This window comes from Mycolicibacillus koreensis (assembly GCF_002104795.1).
Taxonomy (GTDB): Bacteria; Actinomycetota; Actinomycetes; order Mycobacteriales; family Mycobacteriaceae; genus Mycobacterium; species Mycobacterium koreense.
On the sequence record NZ_NCXO01000030.1, the window covers coordinates 1 to 19182 of the forward strand.

Genomic DNA, 19182 nt, shown 5'->3' on the forward strand with positions numbered 1-19182 from the left:
ACCGGTCTCGGCCGGTTGACCCCCATCGAATTCGAAGCAATCATGACCCCACCGGCCAGTCAGGCCGCGTGACCAAAACTGTCACCTATTCGTGCAGCAGACCCCTGTGCCGTCGATGATGAGCGTGTAGCCATCCGGTGTGCGGGCAACCATCTCACTGTCACGCGGTTCGACGTGCCAGCCGAATCCCCGCCAGATGTCAGCCACCGACGCCACGACTGCATCGACGACGATGCCGTCAAGGCCGAGCAGCAAGGAACTATCGTTGGACAAGGCTCGCGCCTTTTTGTACTGGATGCGTGACGAACACCCAGTTCACAAGGGCGCGAGCCCCAAATCAGCCACCGACACGCTCCGAATCGGTCACCCCAGAACCCCCATCAAGTCGGAAGAGCCGAATAACGACTCCATGGCCGCGTTGTCGCCTGCGGCCCCGACACGGCCCATGGAGCCGGCCATGCCGTAGCGGTGCAGCAGCAAAGAATTTCCGGCTGCAAGATTGCGACCCGCGGTCCGTGTGCAGCACACAGCCGGCGACCTCCCCGCGGCGGGTGACCGCATTTCAAGCAAGCCCGGGGACTGGATCACCGTCTGGGCCTCGGTCCAGGTCTTCTCGGGACACAACGTATGTGGGCAAGGTCATGTTGCTCGGTCATTTCGGCGTGGTCGCTGGCGAAACTTGCTGGTAGGAGCAATGATCGGGTCAGGGGTGTTATTTGAGAGATCTGAGGTGACCCGCATGAGTCGGCCCAATGCACGGGCGGGCGCCAACGCCAATCGACGCCTCGGAAGCCCGACGCCGGCTACACCTGGCATTGTCCGTACCACCAATGTGTCGACATCGTTGTGCAAGGGCCTAGCGGGCTTTGTGCCACTTGCGAAACCCGCCGTTCAGTCTGCTGTCGAGTCGTGCCAGCGCTCGCCGAGTGCCTTGGCCGCGGTGGACACCTTCATCACGAGACGGCGCTCGCGATGCCGGACGGGAACGAAGTGGTAGTGCTCGTAAAACGACTGTGCTTGGTCATCTATCGCATCAACGACGACAAGTCGCCCTCCGCCGATCTCCGACGCGGCAACCGCTTTCCCCAGCGCATCTAGGAGTAGCTGCTCGCCGTAGCCCTGGCCATGCAGCGCTGCATCGATGGCCAGACGGGCAATCAAATATCCGGGTATGCGGGTATAGCCCCCAGCCATCGACCCCGACACGCCGTCGTCTTTCCGCACGACTTCGGTGGGACAGATGGCGAAATAGGCGCAGACCTTCGGCTCCCCGCGCGGGGTCCACACGTAAACGTGCGCTACTCCGCTGCTGTCCGCGCGGCGAGCCTGTTTGATCAGCCAGCAGTTCAGTGACTCATTGCCGCAGTCGAACCCTTCCAGCGTGTGTGCGTCGTCGAGCCGCCCGGACTCGAACATTTGCTCAACGCCGCTTGAACGCCGCAGGCTTGCGTGCGGCTGCCGCAAGTCGTGGTGCGGCGTCGGCGGCATCGAGTGAGGACATCAGCTTGTCGAACTGTTCGGGATCCATCACCGTTAACAGTTCTTGGCGCAAGATGTCCTCGGCACGCTGGATCGCAGCTTTCCGGACGAACTCCGAGGTCTGCTCATGCACAACGTTGGCGGCTAGCTGGATGCGGTCCAGGGTTGCCTCCTCCGCGCGAAGTTCGAAGCGCTTCGCTTTGACTGCCACGACAACATCCCCTTAACTGACCAACTTCAACGTACGGTACCTGTACGTACGCTTCTAGGGCAAACCATACCGACCGCGAGTCAGTGCCAGGAGCGGGTTGTCGTCGGACTTGCGCAGCGTACCCAGGCCGCGATCCTCGTCGAGATTGATAACGCGCGGCTCGTCAACCGCAACGCTGGACGACCTGCGCGCGATCCGGCGTTCGATTGGCCATCCGTGGGGACCACTGGGGGCCTGTAGAAACGCATCGCCGGGTGCCGGGAGTCAAGTCGGTTCCGGTCGTTCCTGCCACCGCCCAAGTGGGGGTAGGTTCCCGATTTGCCACCAGGGCGCGTGCCTCTGCCGTTTTTGGCCGTAGAATTCGGCGGAATCCCAGCTTAGAGCGCTGACAGGGCGATGGGGTGTTGTTTGCGACACGTGAGGTAGGTGTGATTGCTCTGCCGGATCATGGCAGCGGGATCGCAGTGGTAGACCTATCCGCGAACCTAGCTTTCGCTATACGGGCGCTATTCGTCGCCGATAGCAGTGATGCACTTAAGTCCGGGTGCTCCCTCGAATATCCCGTCATGGGAGACCAGCGGCACGCCGAGGCGCATCGCGGCGGCGGCGATCCATCTGTCGCCGTCATGGAGCTTGCCGGCGAGCGCATGGCCGATCTCTGCGCAGTGCGCACGCAAGGTGGCGCAGGTGGTGATCATCTGATCATCAGGCTCGACGACGGTCAGTTCAGCGATGCGGCATTCGAGTCGTCGGCGCCGCAGTTGGCCCCACCCGGCGCGCAGAACTCCATAGCGGAGTTCCATCACGGTTTGGAACGCGAGCAGGACGGGCCTTGGGCCGATCAGCATGCGGTAGTGCTCAGCGAGCCGATTGGGACGGTCATCAAACAGCCAGCTGACGACCATCGTGTCCACGACCACCCCCGATGGCGGGGCGTTGGTCATGCGCCCGCTAGTGCAGCCTGAAAGGCGGCCCACTCATCCTCGGGCACATCCTCAATGACGAGCCGATCGCGGGAAGGTAGTGGCCGGGCACGCCGGATTGCCTCATCGGGCGTGTAGGTTCGCACGACTGGCTCTTCGGGTTGCTCGACACTGGACATGACGCCGAGTTTACCGTCGCGGGCTGACATCCGACGCCTCATCAGATCTGCGGTCCACTGCTTGTCCGGATTTGCCGACGGCTGGGGATTCCGCGTGTCTGCCGCCGGTGAGCGACTATCCAACAGGGGGGTAGGTTCTCGACCCGCCCGGCGGGCAGTCGAAGCCAGACATAAACACCACGGTAACCAGCGTGCGCACCATCGCGCAGATCATGGATGGCTGACTCGTCCGCAGAGAAGTGCCTGGCGATATCCCGGTGACGCCTGCACACACCTGGCCTATGACCGCTGCGCGAGTCGCTCGGTCAGCCGCCGGTTCACCGGCTCGGGAAGCAGGTCGGAGACGTTGCCGCCCATCGACGCGACCTCTTTGGCCAGCGAGGAGGAGACGAACGAGTACCGCGGGGCGGTGGCCACGAAGAAGGTGTCCACCCCGGCGATGTGTTTGTTCATCTGCGCCATCTGCAGCTCGTATTCGAAGTCGGTGCCGGTGCGCAGGCCCTTGACGATCGCGGTGAGCCCACGCTCGCGGACGAAGTCGACCACCAGGCCCTGCCCGGACTCCGCCCGCACGTTGGGCAGGTGTGCGGTGGCCTCGGCGATCATCGTCAGCCGCTCATCAAGGTCGAACATCCCCTTTTTGGCCGGGTTGACCAGCACCGCGGCCACCACCTCGTCGAACTGGGCGGCGGCGCGCTCCAGGATGTCGACGTGGCCCAGGGTCACCGGGTCGAACGAGCCCGGGCATACCGCTCCGCTCATGGTGCACGACGCTATCAGGGCCGGTCATCGGCGCCGACCAGCCGTTCGGCCAGCTCCAGGCGGGTGTCGCCGTAGCGCCGCGGCTCCCAGGGCTCCCAGCCGTCGGGCCAGGCCAGCGCGGCACCGCCGGCGGGGCGTTCGCAGACCACCAGGGCGCCGGGGTCGACCCAGCCACCGTCGACCAGCAGCCCCAGCATCCGGACTAGTTCGTCGCCGTCGACGTGGTAGGGCGGGTCGGCGAAGACCAGGTCGACCGCGGCGTCGGTGCCGGCGGCCAACACCGCGGCGACCGGCGCGCGGTGCAGCACCGCGCCGGGCAGGTCGACCGCGGCGATGTTCGCGGTGATGGTCGCCGCGGCCCGCGCATCCGACTCCACCAACCGCACCGCCGCCGCACCGCGCGACAACGCCTCCAGGCCCAACGCCCCGGATCCGGCGTAGAGGTCGAGCACCGTCAGGCCGGCGAAATCGCGCCGCGCGCCCAGCACGTTGAACAGCGCTTCGCGCACCCGGTCGCTGGTGGGCCGGGTTCCGCGCGGCGGCACCGCGAGCCGGCGGCCGCGCGCGGCCCCGGCGATGATGCGGGTCAGCTCAGCACCACCAGCAGGTCGCCGCCTTCCACCTGGGCGGTCTCTGCCACCGCGATGCGCTCCACGGTGCCGGCGGTGGGGGCGGTGATGGCGGCCTCCATCTTCATCGCCTCGATGGTGGCGATGGTCTGGCCGGACTCCACCGTGTCGCCCTCGGCCACCGCGACGGTGACCACCCCGGCAAACGGCGCGGCCACGTGGCCCGGTTGGGCGCGGTCGGCCTTCTCTGCCAGCGGTGCCGAGCTGGCGATCGACCGGTCACGAACCTCCACCGGGCGCAGCTGGCCGTTGATGATGCACATCACGGTGCGCATGCCGCGTTCGTCGGGCTCGGAGATGGCTTCCAGGCCGATCAGCAGTTCCACCCCGCGTTCGAGTTTCACCCGGTGCTCCTCGCCGCGGCGCAGCCCGTAGAAGAACTGGTTCGCCGAGAGCTGCGAGGTGTCGCCGTAGGCCTCGCGGTGCTCCTCGAACTCCGTGGTCGGCCCGGGGAACAGCAGCCGGTTGAGCGCCTCCTGCCGCGGTCGACCCGCCGCGGCCAGGACCGCCTCGTCGTCGGCGGAGAGTTCCTCGGTGGGCCGTGCCGGGCCGCGCCCGGCAAGGGCGGTGGAGCGCAGCGGCTCCGGCCAGCCACCGGCGGGTTCGCCCAGCTCGCCGCGCAGGAACCCGATCACCGAGTCGGGGATGTCCACCCGGGCCGGATCGGCGGCGAACTCTTCGGCGCTGACACCGGCACCGAGCAGCGCCAACGCGAGGTCACCGACCACCTTGGAGGTGGGGGTCACCTTGATCAGCCGGCCCAGCACCGCGTCGGCGGCGGCGTAGTTGGCCTCGATCTCCTCGAACCGGTCGCCGAAGCCCAGCGCGATGGCCTGCTGGCGCAGGTTGGACAGCTGGCCGCCGGGGATCTCGTGGGTGTAGACCCGCCCGGTCGGTGACGGCAGCCCCGATTCGAACGGGCTGTAGACCTTGCGCAGCGCCTCCCAGTAGGGCTCGAGGTCGCAGACCGCCGACAGCGACAGGCCGGTGTCGTAGTCGGTGTGGGCGGCGGCGGCGACGATCGAACTCAACGCCGGTTGGCTGGTGGTGCCGGCCAGCGGGGCGGCCGCACCGTCGACGGCGTCGGCACCGGCCTGCCAGGCCGCCTCGTAGGTGGCGAGTTGCCCGCCGGGGGTGTCGTGGGTGTGCACGTGCACCGGCAGGTCGAAGCGGCTGCGCAACGCGGTGACCAGGGTGGCCGCCGCCGGGGGCCGCAGCAGCCCGGCCATGTCCTTGATCGCCAGCACGTGGGCGCCGGCCTCCACGATCCGCTCCGCCAGGCGCAGGTAGTAGTCCAGGGTGTAGAGCGACTCACCGGGATCGGAGAGGTCACCGGTGTAGCACATGGCGACTTCGGCGACCGCTGATCCGGTCTCGCGCACCGCGTCGATGGCCGGGCGCATCGAGTCGACGTTGTTCAGCGCGTCGAAGATGCGGAAGATGTCGATCCCGGTCGTGGCGGCCTCGGCGACGAACGCCGAGGTCACCAGCTCCGGATACGGGGTGTACCCGACGGTGTTGCGCCCGCGCAGCAGCATCTGCAGGCAGATGTTGGGGATGGCCTCGCGCAGCGTGGCCAGCCGCTCCCACGGGTCCTCCTTGAGGAACCGCAGCGCCACATCGTAGGTGGCCCCACCCCAGCATTCGACCGACAACAACTCGGGCATGGTGCGTGCCAAATAGGGCGCCACCCGCGACAACCCGCTGGTGCGCACCCGGGTGGCCAGCAGCGACTGGTGGGCGTCCCGAAACGTCGTGTCGGTCACCGCCACGGCCCGGCTGTCACGCAGCCACCGGGCAAAACCCTCGGGCCCCAACGCGTTCAGCCGTTGCCGCGACCCGTCCGGTGGCGGTGCCGACAGGTCCACCTCGGGCAGTTTGTCGTGTGGGTACACCGTCGACGGCCGCGATCCGTGCGGGGTGTTGACGGTGACGTCGGCCAGATAGTTGAGGATCTTGGTGCCGCGGTCGGCCGATGTGCGGGCGGTCAGGAGCGCGGGACGCTCCTCGATGAACGACGTCGTGATGTGGCCGGCCTGAAAATCCGGGTCGTCGAGAACGGCCTGCAGAAAGGGGATGTTCGTGGCGACCCCGCGGATCCGGAACTCGGACACCGCACGTCGCGCGCGGGCCACCGCGGTCTGGAAATCCCTTCCGCGACAAGTGAGTTTGACCAACATCGAGTCGAAATGTGCGGTGATCTCCGCGCCCAGATTGGTCCCGCCGTCGAGCCTGATGCCGGCGCCGCCGGGGCTGCGGTAGGCGCTGATACGGCCGGTGTCGGGCCGAAAACCGTTGGCGGGGTCCTCGGTGGTGATCCGGCACTGCAGGGCCGCGCCGTGCGGCGCGATCGCCTCCTGGCTCAGGCCCAGATCGGCCAGTGACGCCCCGGCCGCGACGCGCAGCTGCGAGGAGACCAGGTCGACGTCGGTGATCTCCTCGGTGACGGTGTGCTCGACTTGGATCCGCGGGTTCATCTCGATGAACACGTGGTGGCCGCGCTCGTCGAGCAGGAACTCCACGGTGCCCGCACAGCTGTAGTCGATGTGGCGGGCGAAGGCCACCGCGTCGGCGCAGATCTTCTCCCGCACCTCAGGGTCGAGGTTCGGCGCGGGCGCCAGTTCGACCACCTTCTGGTGGCGGCGCTGCACGCTGCAGTCCCGCTCGTAGAGGTGGATCACGTTGCCGTGGGTGTCGGCGAGGATCTGCACCTCGATGTGGCGCGGGTTGATCACCGCCTGCTCCAGGTAGACCGTCGGGTCACCGAACGCCGATTCGGCTTCGCGGCTGGCTGCCTCGATCGCCTCGCGCAGCGCGTCGAGGTCGCTCACCCGCCGCATCCCGCGGCCCCCGCCACCGGCGACGGCCTTGACGAACAACGGGAACGTCATCTGCTCGGCCGCGCTGAGCAGCTCGTCCACCGACGCCGACGGCTCCGAGGAGGCCAGCACCGGCAGACCGGCTTCCCGGGCGGCGGCGATGGCCCGCGACTTGTTGCCGGCCAACTCCAGAACATCGGCGCGCGGGCCGACGAACGTGATGCCCGCAGCGTCGCAGGCCGCGGCGAGTTCGGGGTTCTCCGACAAGAACCCGTAGCCGGGGTAGATGGCGTCGGCGCCGCAGCGCCGTGCCGTGGCGACGATGTCGGCCACCGACAGGTAGGCGCGGACCGGGTGGCCCTCCTCCCCGATCTGGTAGGACTCGTCGGCTTTGAGCCGGTGCATCGAGTTGCGGTCCTCGTACGGGTAGACCGCCACGGTGGCGACACCGAGTTCGTTGGCGGCGCGAAACGCCCGGATGGCGATCTCACCGCGGTTGGCGACCAACACCTTGGAGATCACCGGTAGCCCTCCAACGTCCTCCAACTCCCCCAACTCCTTCGAACCCGTTGTTCTCGTCAGCGCCGCAGACCGCGGATCGGAACCGGCCCCACAACCAGCCTTAGATCAGGGTGAGCCAATAATCCTGGAAACGGAGGAAAATCAACAGAGCCAGCCCGATGAACCATAACGCAGTCAACGTCCAACGCCACCGGTGCACAATCTGCAAATATTTGTGTCCGGACCCGCCCGCGCCTGCGATGGATGCCAACACCACCAGCAGCGTCATGGTGACCGCCCACACCACCATGCAATAGGGGCAGAGCGCACCGATGCGGTACAGGCTCTGAAAGATCAGCCAGTGCACGAACACCGCGCCGAGAAACACACCGGCGGTGACACCGCGCCAATACCAGCGCGGCAGCGGCACTTTCGTGACCGCGAGGACACCGGTGACCACCACAACGGTGAATGCCGCGATCCCGATCAGCGGATTGGGAAAACCCAGCACACCGGCCTGCGGCGTCGCCATCACCGACCCACAGGACAACACCGGGTTGAGGCTGCACGACGGGACGTAATCGGCGTCGGCGAGCAGGCGCACCTTCTCCACCGTCAGCGCCATCGAGGCGATCAGCCCGATCACCCCGCCGCACAGCACCCACCACGCCCCGGGCGCGCCGGCAATCACCCCGGTCGGGGTCGGCGCCGGCGGTGGCGCGCTCTCGGCGGGTGCCGGCGTGCTCACGCGGCGGGCTTTGCCGGGGCGACCGCCGCGGCCTCGGCGATGCCGGGAACGTCGCCGACGATGCTCTTGACCTTGTCGACCAGCGCCGCCGGGCTCTTCGGGCTGTAGTCCTCGCCGTTGATCCGGACGGTGGGGGTCGCCTGGATCTTGCCGGCGGCGGCCATCCCGTCGACGAGCTTGAGGTACTTGCCGCTGTTGATGCAGTCCCGCACGCCGCCGGCGGCGCCGGCCTGCCGGGCCAGCTCGATCAGCCGGGCGTTGTCGGGGAAGCTGGCGGCCAACTCGTCGGGCTGCAGTTCTTTGGTGTAGAGCGCGGCGTGGAACCGCTCGAAAGCCTCCATCGACTCGTCGGCGACGCAGAACGCGGCCGCACCGGCCCGCCCGGAGTAGTTGTCGCGGCCCTGCTTGCTCAGGATGTTCACCGGGTGGTAGTCCACCGCGACCGCACCGATGTCGACCAGTTTGCTGATCGTCTTGCCGTAGTTGCGTTCGAAGTTGCCGCAGCCGGGGCAGAGGAAGTCCTCGTAGATCGAGAGCACGACCTTGGGCTGATCGGAGTCGTCCGCGGTGATCACCTGTTCGGAGACCACGCGGATGGCCTGGCCCGCCTCGGGCTTTTTGCTGTTGAGCATCACGATGTAGCCGACGATGCCGAGCGCGAACAGCACCACGACCGCGGTCATGCCGATCTGGATCGCATGGTTGCGTCGCCGGTCGGCGGCCTTGAGGTCGTAGCCCGCGGGACGCTTGGGTTTTTTCGACACAGGTGTGCTCGGCTTCCTGGTTGGGCGGTGATGATCGGTCGACAGTGTCGTGGACAGCGTACCGGCGTGGCAACCGCGCCGGTCAGGTCCGGCTCAGGTGCGCGCGCAATGCCGAGACCACCTCACTCATGCCGGCCGCACTGCCCCCGCCGAGAGCGACGAGGTTGGCGAAGGCGTGGGTCAGTGATCGCATCCGGCGGTGATCGACGCGGTTACCGGCGTCGCGCAGCGCCGCCGCGTACCGGTCGCCCTCGTCGCGCAGCGGATCGAAACCGGCGGTCACGATCAACGCCGGTGCCAATCCGGACAGGTCGGCCGCGAGCGCCGGGGAGACCCGCGGATCGGTGCGCTCCAGCCCCGAGCCGTCGATGTAGTTCGCCTCGAACCAGTCCATGTCGGCCTTGGTCAGCAGAAACCCGGAGGCGAACAGGGTGCGCGAGCGGGTCACCGCGGTGAAGTCGGTGGCCGGGTAGAGCAGCCACTGCAGCACCGGCGCGGGGCCGCCGGCGTCGCGGGCCTGCTGGGCGACGACCGCCGCCAGGTTGCCCCCGGCGCTGTCGCCGCCGACGGCGACCCGCTCGGGGTCGGCGCCGAGCTCACCGGCGTGCTGCACCGCCCAGGTGAAGGCCGCGAGAGCGTCCTCGGCCGCCGCGGGGGCGGGATGTTCGGGGGCGCGACGGTAGTCGACGGAGAGCACATGGATCCCGGCGTCACGGCAGACCAGCCGGCAGATCATGTCGTGGGACTCCAGATCCCCGATGACCCATCCGCCGCCGTGGTAGAACACCAGCAGCGGCGCCACCCCGTCGCCGGCCGGCCGGTAGTGGCGGGCGGCGATCGGACCGGCGGGGCCGGGAATGGTCACCGCAGCGGTGCCGACATAGATCTCCGGGCCGCTCAACGCCGCGGTCAGCGCCTGCGTCGCCGCCCGTGAGGCCGCGACGTCTTCGTCGACGACCAGCCCGTCGACCCCCATCATCGCCTGCGAGCTCAGCATCACCTGCACGGTCCGATCCAGGGTGTTGCCGTCGATGGTGACCGCGCGTCCCCCGGTCAGCAGCCATTTCAGCGCGCCGGGCAGGCGCGGCAACACCTTGGCCCCCACCCCGGTCAGGCGGTCTTTCCACCGGTCGGGCACCCGCAGGCCAGGCAGAGTTGGCATCATCGCTGCTCCCTTGTTGACGACGGACGACGCGAACCCGATATCGTGAGTCCGCAAACCGGCCCGGGCACGCGCCCGGGCACGGAGGTACCACGAAGACCAATTTGTCACAGGCAGGTGAGATGGCAACCGATATCCCCACGATCGGGCTCAATGACGGCAACACCATGCCGGTGTTGGGTGTCGGCGTCGGCGAACTCTCCGACGACCAGGCCGAGCACGCCGTGGCCGCGGCATTGCAGGCCGGGGCGCGCCTCATCGACACCGCGTCGGTGTACGGCAACGAGGCCGGTGTCGGCCGGGCGATCGCGGCGTCCGGGATCCCGCGTGCCGAGTTGTTCGTGACCACCAAGCTGGCGATCGCCGACCAGGGGTTCACCAGCAGCCAGCAGGCCTGTATGGCCAGCTTGGAGCGGCTCGGCTTGGACTACGTCGACCTGTACCTGGTGCACTGGCCCGCGCCGGCCCTGGGCACCTACGTCGACAGCTTCGGCGGGATGATGACGTTGGCCGAGGACCGTCACGCCGTGTCGATCGGGGTGTCGAACTTCACCGCCGACCTGCTGAGCACGGTGATCGACCTGACGTTCGCCACCCCGGCGGTCAACCAGGTCGAGCTGCACCCGCTGCTCAACCAGCAGGAGCTGCGGGAGGCCAACGCCGAGCACGCCGTGGTCACCCAGTCCTACAGTCCGCTGGCCAACGGTGCGTTGCTCGACAACGAGACCGTCGCCGCGGTGGCCGCCGAATACCAGCGCAGCCCCGCCCAGGTGCTGTTGCGCTGGAACCTGCAGTTGGGTAACGCGGTGGTGTTCCGGTCCACCGACCCGCAGCGGATCGCCGGCAACCTCGACGTGTTCGATTTCGAACTCGCCGAGGAGCACATGAACACCCTCAACGGGCTCAACGACGGAACCCGGGTGCGTCCCGATCCGCTCACCTACACCGGTCAGTAGGACCGGTCAGTAGCACCGATGACCGAGCACCCGCGTGACGACGGTGGTCCGGGGCTGGGCACCCGCGCCGTGCACGCCGGCGATCACCGCGACGCGCACGGGGCCATCCACCCGCCGATCTATCCGCACTCGACGTTCGCGTTCGCCCGCACCGCCGAGCTGCTCGACGTCATCGAGGAGCGCACCGCGGGCGCCCTGTACACCCGCTACGGCGGCAATCCGACGGTGGTGGCGACCGAGGCCAAGCTCGCCGACTTGGAGGGCGCACAGACGGCGTTGGCGTTCTCCGCGGGCATGGCGGCGATCTCGGCGGCGCTGTTGGCCCACACCCGCGCCGGCGAGCAGATCGTCTGCGTCGGCGACCTTTACGGCGGCACCTATGAGCTGCTCACCGAGAATCTGCCGCACCTGGGCATCACCACCACGTTTCTGCCCGCCGAGCACCTCGACCGCCTCACCGAGGTGTGCTCGGATGCCACCCGCGTGGTGTTCTTCGAGACCCCGTCGAATCCGACGTTGAGGGTGCTCGACATCGCCGCGATCAGCGCACAGGCGCGGGCGGCGGGCGCCCTGACGCTCATCGACAACACCTTCGCCACCCCGGTCAACCAGAATCCGCTGGCCCACGGGGCGGATTTGGTCATGCACTCGGCGACGAAATATCTCGGCGGGCATTCCGATCTGACCGCCGGGGCGTTGATGGGTTCGGCGGAACTGCTGGCGCCGGTGGCGTTCTGGCGCAAGAACCTGGGCCAGATGATCGCCCCCGAGGTGGCCTCGCTGCTGGCCCGCTCACTGCGGTCACTGCCGGTCCGGGTGGCCCGCCACAACAGCAGCGCCGCCGCGGTGGCGGCCTTCCTCGCCGGGCATCCCGCGGTGGTGGCGGTCAACTATCCGGGACTGGCGACCGGGACGGCGAAAACTGTGGTGGACAAGCAGATGCGCGGCCACGGCGGCATGCTCAGCTTCGTGCTCGACGCCGACGCCACCGCCACCGCCGCGGTCGTCGACCGGCTGCGCCTGTTCTCGATCGCCGGCAGCCTGGGCGGGGTGGAGAGCCTGGTCACCCAGCCGATCACCACCAGCCACCACGGGATGCCCGCCGCCGAGCGCGCCGCGCGCGGCATCAGCGACGGCTTGGTCCGGCTCTCGATCGGGCTGGAGGATCCCGCCGACCTCATCGCAGACCTCGAGCAGGCGCTGGCGGCGCTCAGCGCGTGAGTCACCCGGCCGGGCAGGTGCTCGCCGCCTCCCGCAGCACCGGCACCGACGCCGCGTCGACCGGCAGGCGGTAGCCGCGCAGCACCGCGACGAACTGCATCGCGTACTGGCAGGCGAATGCGGTGTTCGGCGGCATCCAGCCCGCCGGTGGGGAGTCGCCCTTGTCCTGGTTGGGCGCCCCGGCCACGGCCAGCAGGTTGGCCGGGTCGTTGGCGAATCGGCGCCGCTGCCCCGCCGGCCAGTCGTAGGCTCCCATATCCCAGGCGTAGGCCAGGGGCACCAGGTGATCGATCTGTACCGCCTGGCCGGTGTGCGCCCCGCGGGTGAACGCCACGGTGGCGTTGCTGTACGGGTCGTGCAGCACCCCGGTGGCCACCGCGTGCGGGCACCGCGTGGTCGCCACCGCGGTGATCTGCACCAGGTCACGGTTGAGGATGTCGTTGCGGGTGTCGCAGCCGTTGCGCCCGCCGGGGGCGTCGTTGTCGTCGTCCCAGGCCTGCCCGAACGCGGCCCGGCGGTAGTCGTAGCGGTGGGGTCGGGCCGGCCACACCGGCAGGCCGGCCAACACGTCGGTGCCGGCGATCACGCTCGGCGGGCGCAGACCGGCGTGCGCGGCCGGGGAACGCTCGGCGCTGACCGTCTGATAGGCCACCAGCACCGCGGTCGCCGCCAACACGACCAGCCAGATCAGTCTGCGGCGTTCGGCGGTCATGCTCACGCCTTGTCCAGATACTCGATGGCATCGGTCTCGGTGAACCGGGCCGCCAGCGCCTCCAGGGCCCGGTTCTGCGGGTCGCGGTCGTGGGTCTGCACACAGAACTGCCGGGCCTTCTCGATCAGCTCGCCGTGCTCGGCCAGTGACAGCAGGGGTAGTTTCATTGACTTTCCGGATTGATTGCGCCCCAGCACATCTCCCTCGCCACGTTCGCGCAGATCCAGGTCCGCCAACGCGAAGCCGTCGAGGGTGTCGGCCACCGCGGTCAACCGTTGTCCCGGGCGGGAACGCGGATTCACCCAGCTGACCAGCAGGCACAGGCTCGGATGGGCCCCGCGGCCGACCCGGCCGCGCAGCTGGTGCAGCTGGCTGATCCCGAACCGGTCGGCGTCCATCACGACCATGACGGTGGCGTTGGGCACGTCGACTCCGACCTCGATCACCGTGGTGCAGACCAACACGTCGATCGTGCCGTCACGAAACGCCGACATCACGGCGTCTTTGTCCTCGGCGGAGAGCCGCCCGTGCATCAGCCCGAGACGCAGGCCGGCCAGCGCCCCGGCGGACAGCCGGGTGAACCCGTCGACCGCGGTCACCGGGGGCCGCCCGCCGGTCTCGTCGACGTCACCCCCCGATCCCTGATCGGCGGTGTCACTGTCATCGATGCGGGAGGTCACCACATAGGCCTGCCGGCCGGCGGCCACCTCCTCACGAATTCGATTCCAAGCGCGCACAAGCCAATCGGGTTTCTCCCCCGCGAAAATCGTTCGGGAGGTGATCGGTTGACGTCCGCGCGGCAGTTCACGCAACGTCGAAGTCTCCAAGTCGCCGTAGACGGTGAGCGCCACCGTGCGCGGGATCGGGGTGGCGGTCATCACCAGCAGGTGCGGCGTGATGCCGTCGGGGGCCTTGGCGCGCAATTGATCACGTTGCTCGACACCGAACCGGTGTTGTTCGTCGATGACGACCATGCCGAGCCCGTGGAACTGAACACTGTCCTGCAACAGGGCGTGCGTGCCGATCACGATCGACGCTGCACCGCTGCTGATCTCGGCGCGCACCTGCTTCTTCTGGGCGGCGCTCATCGACCCGGTCAACAGGGCCACCGCGATCGCGTCGTCGGTGGCGCCGAGTTGGCCGCCGAGCGCCATCGGCCCCAGCGCCGCGGTGATCGAGTCGCGGTGCTGCGCTGCGAGGACCTCGGTGGGCGCCAACAGCGCGCACTGGTAGCCGGCGTCGACCACCTGCAGCATCGCCAACACCGACACGATCGTCTTGCCGGATCCGACCTCGCCTTGCAGCAGGCGGTTCATCGGGCGGTGTTCGGCGAGCTCGCCGGAGATCACCTCGAGCACCGACCGCTGCCCGGCGGTCAGGGTGAACGGCAACGCGGCTTCCAGCGCCGCGGCGCGACCGGCGGGCCGGGCCGGGGAGGGCGGGCCGGAGCGGGACAATTCGCTGTGGCGGCGCCGCACCAGCGCCCACTGCAGCGCGACGGCTTCGTCGAAGGCGAGTCGGTTGCGGGCGCGCTCACGCAGGTCGGGGTCTTCGGACAGATGCACCGCCCGCAGCGCCGCGTCCTCACTGAGCAGCCCGAGGCGTTCGCGCAGCTGCTCGGGCAGCGGGTCGAGCACCGGATCGAGCACCTCGAGCACCTGGCGCACGCAGTTGAAGATGTCCCAGCTCTGCAGTTTCACGCTGGCCGGGTAGATCGGGTAGCAGGAGCGCTCGAACTCGGCCTGCACCACCTCCCCGGAGACGGCCTCGGACGCCTCGGCGATCCGTTTGAGGGCGCGGCTGCCCCGGTGGGGTCCGGATGTGGCATCGAGGACCAGGAAATCGGGGTGGCGAAGCTGCAGAGCACCGCGGTAGTAGTGCACCTCCCCGGACAGCATCACCCGGGTGCCGGTCGCCAGCTGATCGGCGATCCACTTCTTGGCGTTGAAGAACGTCGCGGTCACCGTGGTCCCCGCGCGGCCGAGCGTGATCCGCAGGAACCGGCTGCCGGTGCGCGCGGTGGGGTTCCGCGGCTTCTCCAGTTTCGAGCTGGTGATGATGTCGACGATGGTGATGTGCTCGCCGGGTTCGGGGCGGCCGTCGCTGAGGTCGCGCACCACGCCGCCGGCGATGGCGTAGTTGCGCGGGTAGTGGCGCAGCAGCCCGTCGACGGTACGGATGTCGAACACTTCGGCGAGCTGGCCGGCGGCCTTGGCGCCGACGACGAAATCCAAGCGGTCGCCGAGTGCGGCCACCGTTACTCCACCCCGATCAACAACACGTCACCGCGGTGGCCGGTGTGGTAGATCATCAGCTCGGTGCCCGGGTGGGCGTCGTGCACATGCCGACGCAGCACCTCCTCGCTCGCCTCCCGATCGGCGAGCCCGGCGCCGACGAGCACCGTCACCAGCTCCCCACCCGAACCCAACAGCAGGTCGATCAGCCCGACCGCGGCGGTGCGCGCGTCGGCGGCGACGATGAGCACCTCACCACTGGCGATCCCGAGGCCGTCGCCGGCGCGGCAGGGACCGGCCCAGGTCAGCGCCTCCTCGGCGGCGATGCGCACCGAACCGTAGCGGGCGCCGGCGGCGGCGCGGGCCATCGTGAACCCGTCGTCGACCACCTGCCGGGTCGGGTCATGCAGGGCCAGGGCGGCCAGCCCCTGCACCATGGAGCCGGTCGGCAGCGGCACCACGTCGATACCCCACCCGTTGGCGGCGGTGCAGCCGGCGACGAGTTCCTCGGCGGCGACGAACCCGTTGGGCAGCACCAGCACCTGCGCGGCGCCGGTGTCGACGACGGCGCGCAGCAGCTGCTGGGCGCTGACGGGCTGCTCCCCGGCACGCAGCACGCCGGCCCCCTCCGCGCCGAACAACTGGGCCGCGCCGTCGCCGTCGACGACGGCGAGCACCGCACGTTCGCGCGCCCAGCTGCCGGCGGCCGGGGCGCCGGCCAACCCGGAGATCTGGATGCGGCTGAGCCGCCCGGCCGCCAGCCCCGCCTCGACCGCGGCGCCGGCATCGTCGGTGTGCACGTGCACCGAGTACCCGTCGGCGCCGCCGGCGGCGGCGATCGCCACCGACTCGCCGAGCCTGTCCAGTTCGGTGCGCAGCGCCTCCGCCGCGGCCGGGACGCAGTCGGCGAGCAGGTACATCACCTCGAACCGCGGGCCCGGCGCGGCGGCGGTCGGCTCCTCGACGCGCCGGGCGGGCTCGTAGGACCGGCGCACCGGGACCTGGCCGGTGACCGTCGCCGACAGCGCATCGAGCAACACCACCAGTCCCCGCCCGCCGGCGTCGACCACACCGGCCTCGGCCAGCGCCGGCAACTGCCCCGGGGTGGCGTCCAGCGCGGTCGCCGCGGCCTCACCGGCGCTGAGCAGCGCGGCCCCCAGCCCGGCGCGTTCGGCGGCGCACGCCTCGGCGGCCGCGGCGGCGGCCGCCAGCACCGACACGATCGTGCCGGGGATCTCGCGCCCGCCCATCGACGCGATCGTCAACCGCACCCCGCGGCGCAGCGCGGCCCCCAGCGTGGCGACGTCCAGGGCGGTCGTCGCCGGGGTTTCGGCGGTGACCTCGGCCAGCCCGCGCAGGATCTGCGACAGGATGACCCCGGAGTTGCCCCGCGCCCCGTGCAGCGCACCGACCGACAGCGCGGCGGCGACCCGCGTCAGGTCCCCCGCACCGGCGGCGGTGTTGGCCTCGGCCAACGCCGAGCGCAGCGTGAACAGCATGTTGGTGCCGGTGTCGGAATCGGCGACCGGGAACACATTGAGCCGGTTGATCTCGTCGGCGTGGGTGAGCAGGTCACCGACGGCGGTGTGCGCCCAGTCCCGCAGAGCAGCGCCGTCGAGCACGCGTGCGCCCATCGCCGAACCCCTCCTCGCGCCGTCGGTGGGCGCCAGCCTAGCCAGTGGGCACGACGAAACCCGGCGCAAGGGGCCCACCGGCAGGCCCGGGTGTGGATGGTTTTGGCAGTTCGGGCGGTGGCCGCTATTCTGGTCAGGTTGTCGGGCCACCCTTCGGGTCGCTGGCCCGGTGGCGGCGTGACGACAAGACGACAGGGCTAGCAGGAACCGGGCCCTCAAGCAGACGTTTTCGAGGAGTGTTAGCAATGGCTGCCGTGTGCGATATCTGTGGCAAGGGCCCGGGCTTCGGTAAGTCGGTGTCGCACTCGCACCGTCGCCACAGCCGTCGCTGGAACCCCAACATCCAGACGGTGCGCGCCGTGTCCCGTCCGGGCGGCAACAAGCAGCGGATGAACGTCTGCACCTCCTGCCTCAAGGCCGGCAAGGTCGGCCGCGGCTGAGCCGCCCCACCGCGGTCGGCGGGCGCGTCGCGGCGACCGCAAATCGCGTGCCCCGGGGCCGCTAACCGGCCCTACCGTAGGGGGATGACCCCGCGCCTCGGTCCCCGCGCAGCACTGGGCGTTGCGCTGCTCGTGACCCTGGTCGGCTGCGGCACCGGGCCCGACGACCGCCCGCCACCGCACACCGGCACCCCCGCCAGCATGACCTTCGGGCCGCTGCCGCCCCCGGTCAACTCCGCTCGGCTTTACACCGCCCCGGTGGCGGTGCTGACCCCCGGCGCCCCGATCATGCTCGGTGAGGACCGCACCGACCCCACCCGCATCTGCCAGGCCGGGTTCGCGGTCACCGATGGGACGCACATCACCCGGTTCCTCACCGCCGCTCAGTGCGCCCACGGCGACCCCCACGCCGCGGTGTCGGTGACCCGCCCCGCACCCGGTGAGCGGACCGACGAGGTCGGCGAGCAACGCATCGGCGTGATCAGCTATCTGCGCCCCGGCGTGCCCGACACCGTCGACCCGCCGTGGCGCCTGCCGTTCTCGCCGGTGGCGGTCTTCGGGCCGCAGGCCGGCGAGTGGGCGCTACCGGTGGCGACAACGGTGCGCGGGCGGCCGGTCCCGGCGCGGGACGTGCAGCATCCCGACGAGGTGTTCCACCGGGACGCGACCGCGACCTGGACGAGTTTCTCCGGAACCACGGTGACCGGGCACATCCTGGATCCGGCGACCACCCCGGAGCTGGCGACGATGCCGGCGACCGTGCAGCGGGTCGTCGTCGCCGCCGACGACCCCGACGCCGATCCGCCACCGGTGTACACCCTGATCTTGGGGTCGCCGGTCACCGTCGAGATCGACGGCGTCACCGCGAACCTCGGCGTGGTGACCGGCACCGATCCGGATCGGCACTGGGTGGTCGTCGACCTGCTCGGCCCGGCGCTGGCCGAGCGCGGCCTCACGCTGGCCCGCGGGTAGGGGCCGGCACCGCGCCGGTGCTCCCGCGGCTACGGCAGCCGCCAGTCGACGGGCTCGGCGCCCAGCCGGGCGAGGGCCTCATTGGCGCGGCTGAACGGACGCGACCCGAAGAACCCCCGCGACGCCGACAGCGGGGAGGGATGCGGCGATTCGATCGCCACGCAGTGCCCGCCGGCGAGCACCGGCTTGACCGTCGCGGCGTCGCGGCCCCACAGGATCGCCACCAGCGGGCGCTCCCGGTCGGCCAGCGCCCGGATCGCGCAGTCGGTGACCGCCTCCCACCCCTTGCCGCGGTGCGACGCGGGCGTTCCCGGAGCCACTGTCAACACCCGGTTGAGCAGCAGCACCCCCTGACTGGTCCACGGGGTCAGATCCCCGCACGACGGCGGCGGAAGACCCAGGTCGGCGCTGTACTCGGTGAAGATATTGGCCAGACTGCGGGGCAGCGGCCGCACCTGCGGGGCCACCGAGAAACTCAGGCCCACCGCGTGCCCCGGTGTCGGGTACGGGTCCTGACCGACGATGAGGACGCGCACCGAGTCGAACGGCGTGGTGAACGCGCGCAACACGTTCTCCCCGGCCGGCAGATAGCCGCGGCCGGCGGCGTTCTCCTCCCGCAGGAACTGCCCCATCGCGGTCACCCGCTCGGCGACCGGGGCCAGGGCCGCAGCCCAGCCCGACTCGACGAGCTCACCCAGCGGTCGCGCACTCACCGGCGGCCCGGCCCGTCGTCGTGCCGTTCGTGCAGTGAAGTCATGTGGGCGCCAATCGCAGTGGGGTTGCGGTGTCGAGCAGAGGGTACTGGGTCACCGATCACCGGACGTGAGGCAGTCGTG

At 69.8% G+C, this 19182-nt stretch carries 18 protein-coding genes and 2 pseudogenes; 4 read left to right on the forward strand and 16 right to left on the reverse strand.

Going from position 1 to position 19182, the window contains the following annotated elements:
• Positions 1-81 precede the first annotated feature (81 nt).
• The 12 genes and pseudogenes from B8W67_RS20570 to B8W67_RS13220 all read right to left on the reverse strand — a co-directional run bounded on the left by B8W67_RS20570 (position 82) and on the right by B8W67_RS13220 (position 10180).
• Complete coding sequence (locus B8W67_RS20570) at positions 82-273, reverse strand: hypothetical protein (RefSeq protein ID WP_133056111.1); 192 nt, start codon at positions 271-273, stop codon at positions 82-84.
• 123 nt (positions 274-396) lie between these two features.
• Positions 397-559, reverse strand: a pseudogene (locus B8W67_RS20320) (IS3-like element ISAar45 family transposase); the annotation flags it as partial.
• Between the two features lie 332 nt (positions 560-891).
• Positions 892-1416: a GNAT family N-acetyltransferase gene (locus tag B8W67_RS13175; protein WP_069393461.1), complete on the reverse strand. Its 525-nt coding sequence runs from the start codon at positions 1414-1416 to the stop codon at positions 892-894.
• Positions 1417-1420: 4 nt separating this feature from the next.
• Positions 1421-1690, reverse strand: a complete 270-nt coding sequence (locus B8W67_RS13180) for a type II toxin -antitoxin system TacA 1-like antitoxin (RefSeq protein WP_085304439.1) — start codon at positions 1688-1690, stop codon at positions 1421-1423.
• A 506-nt stretch (positions 1691-2196) separates the two neighbouring features.
• The gene (locus B8W67_RS13185) at positions 2197-2604 is read right to left on the reverse strand and encodes a PIN domain-containing protein (RefSeq protein ID WP_165757319.1); all 408 of its coding nucleotides are present in this window, start codon (positions 2602-2604) and stop codon (positions 2197-2199) included.
• Between the two features lie 325 nt (positions 2605-2929).
• Positions 2930-3058, reverse strand: a pseudogene (locus B8W67_RS20575) (GTP pyrophosphokinase); the annotation flags it as partial.
• A gap of 13 nt (positions 3059-3071) precedes the next feature.
• Positions 3072-3554, reverse strand: a complete 483-nt coding sequence (gene coaD / locus B8W67_RS13195) for a pantetheine-phosphate adenylyltransferase (RefSeq protein WP_085304442.1) — start codon at positions 3552-3554, stop codon at positions 3072-3074.
• Between the two features lie 14 nt (positions 3555-3568).
• On the reverse strand, positions 3569-4144 hold the full coding sequence (gene rsmD / locus B8W67_RS13200; RefSeq protein WP_085304444.1) for a 16S rRNA (guanine(966)-N(2))-methyltransferase RsmD: 576 nt from the start codon (positions 4142-4144) through the stop codon (positions 3569-3571).
• Positions 4141-7524, reverse strand: coding sequence for a pyruvate carboxylase (locus B8W67_RS13205; protein ID WP_085304446.1), 3384 nt, complete (start codon positions 7522-7524; stop codon positions 4141-4143). The genes rsmD and B8W67_RS13205 overlap by 4 nt, the downstream gene beginning before the upstream one ends.
• 100 nt (positions 7525-7624) lie before the next feature.
• A complete protein-coding gene (locus B8W67_RS13210; RefSeq protein ID WP_069393467.1) occupies positions 7625-8251 on the reverse strand; it encodes a vitamin K epoxide reductase family protein in 627 nt (208 codons plus the stop codon).
• Positions 8248-9015, reverse strand: coding sequence for a DsbA family protein (locus B8W67_RS13215; RefSeq protein WP_174254735.1), 768 nt, complete (start codon positions 9013-9015; stop codon positions 8248-8250). Before B8W67_RS13215 ends, B8W67_RS13210 begins: the two co-directional genes overlap by 4 nt.
• 82 nt (positions 9016-9097) lie before the next feature.
• Positions 9098-10180, reverse strand: coding sequence for an alpha/beta hydrolase (locus B8W67_RS13220; RefSeq protein ID WP_069393469.1), 1083 nt, complete (start codon positions 10178-10180; stop codon positions 9098-9100).
• 119 nt (positions 10181-10299) lie between these two features.
• Between B8W67_RS13220 and B8W67_RS13225 the strand changes: the two genes are divergently transcribed.
• Together B8W67_RS13225 and B8W67_RS13230 are read left to right on the forward strand one after the other, a co-directional pair.
• A complete protein-coding gene (locus B8W67_RS13225; protein ID WP_069393470.1) occupies positions 10300-11133 on the forward strand; it encodes an aldo/keto reductase in 834 nt (277 codons plus the stop codon).
• Positions 11134-11151: 18 nt separating this feature from the next.
• The gene (locus B8W67_RS13230) at positions 11152-12354 is read left to right on the forward strand and encodes a trans-sulfuration enzyme family protein (protein WP_085304448.1); all 1203 of its coding nucleotides are present in this window, start codon (positions 11152-11154) and stop codon (positions 12352-12354) included.
• A gap of 1 nt (position 12355) precedes the next feature.
• Here the strand turns inward: B8W67_RS13230 and B8W67_RS13235 are convergent, their stop codons facing one another.
• From B8W67_RS13235 to B8W67_RS13245, 3 genes are read right to left on the reverse strand one after another with little or no spacing between them, the layout of a single operon-like run.
• Positions 12356-13066, reverse strand: coding sequence for an HNH endonuclease family protein (locus B8W67_RS13235; protein WP_085304450.1), 711 nt, complete (start codon positions 13064-13066; stop codon positions 12356-12358).
• A 2-nt stretch (positions 13067-13068) separates the two neighbouring features.
• Positions 13069-15321 carry an ATP-dependent DNA helicase RecG gene (gene recG, locus B8W67_RS13240; RefSeq protein ID WP_085304452.1) on the reverse strand — a complete coding sequence of 751 codons (2253 nt, stop codon included), beginning with the start codon at positions 15319-15321 and terminating at the stop codon, positions 13069-13071.
• A gap of 2 nt (positions 15322-15323) precedes the next feature.
• On the reverse strand, positions 15324-16934 hold the full coding sequence (locus B8W67_RS13245) for a fatty acid kinase ATP-binding subunit FakA (protein ID WP_069393474.1): 1611 nt from the start codon (positions 16932-16934) through the stop codon (positions 15324-15326).
• 245 nt (positions 16935-17179) lie between these two features.
• On the opposite strand from B8W67_RS13245, the gene rpmB reads away from it, so the two are divergent.
• On the forward strand, positions 17180-17374 hold the full coding sequence (gene rpmB, locus B8W67_RS13250; protein ID WP_069393475.1) for a 50S ribosomal protein L28: 195 nt from the start codon (positions 17180-17182) through the stop codon (positions 17372-17374).
• Positions 17375-17458: 84 nt separating this feature from the next.
• The gene (locus B8W67_RS21330) at positions 17459-18346 is read left to right on the forward strand and encodes a hypothetical protein (RefSeq protein ID WP_234806754.1); all 888 of its coding nucleotides are present in this window, start codon (positions 17459-17461) and stop codon (positions 18344-18346) included.
• 29 nt (positions 18347-18375) lie between these two features.
• On the opposite strand, the gene B8W67_RS13260 is transcribed toward B8W67_RS21330, so the two are convergent.
• On the reverse strand, positions 18376-19059 hold the full coding sequence (locus tag B8W67_RS13260) for a uracil-DNA glycosylase (protein ID WP_085304456.1): 684 nt from the start codon (positions 19057-19059) through the stop codon (positions 18376-18378).
• Positions 19060-19182: the final 123 nt, after the last annotated feature.

What these genes read in the sequence shown, in the direction of transcription:
- coaD (WP_085304442.1), bottom strand. Translation starts at nt 3,554, where the DNA reads ATGAGCGGAGCGGTATGCCCGGGCTCGTTCGACCCGGTGACCCTGGGC.
- B8W67_RS13235 (WP_085304450.1), bottom strand. Translation starts at nt 13,066, where the DNA reads ATGACCGCCGAACGCCGCAGACTGATCTGGCTGGTCGTGTTGGCGGCG.
- B8W67_RS13230 (WP_085304448.1), top strand. Translation starts at nt 11,152, where the DNA reads ATGACCGAGCACCCGCGTGACGACGGTGGTCCGGGGCTGGGCACCCGC.
- B8W67_RS13175 (WP_069393461.1), bottom strand. Translation starts at nt 1,416, where the DNA reads ATGTTCGAGTCCGGGCGGCTCGACGACGCACACACGCTGGAAGGGTTC.
- B8W67_RS21330 (WP_234806754.1), top strand. Translation starts at nt 17,459, where the DNA reads ATGACCCCGCGCCTCGGTCCCCGCGCAGCACTGGGCGTTGCGCTGCTC.
- B8W67_RS13225 (WP_069393470.1), top strand. Translation starts at nt 10,300, where the DNA reads ATGGCAACCGATATCCCCACGATCGGGCTCAATGACGGCAACACCATG.
- rpmB (WP_069393475.1), top strand. Translation starts at nt 17,180, where the DNA reads ATGGCTGCCGTGTGCGATATCTGTGGCAAGGGCCCGGGCTTCGGTAAG.
- B8W67_RS13245 (WP_069393474.1), bottom strand. Translation starts at nt 16,934, where the DNA reads ATGGGCGCACGCGTGCTCGACGGCGCTGCTCTGCGGGACTGGGCGCAC.
- B8W67_RS13220 (WP_069393469.1), bottom strand. Translation starts at nt 10,180, where the DNA reads ATGATGCCAACTCTGCCTGGCCTGCGGGTGCCCGACCGGTGGAAAGAC.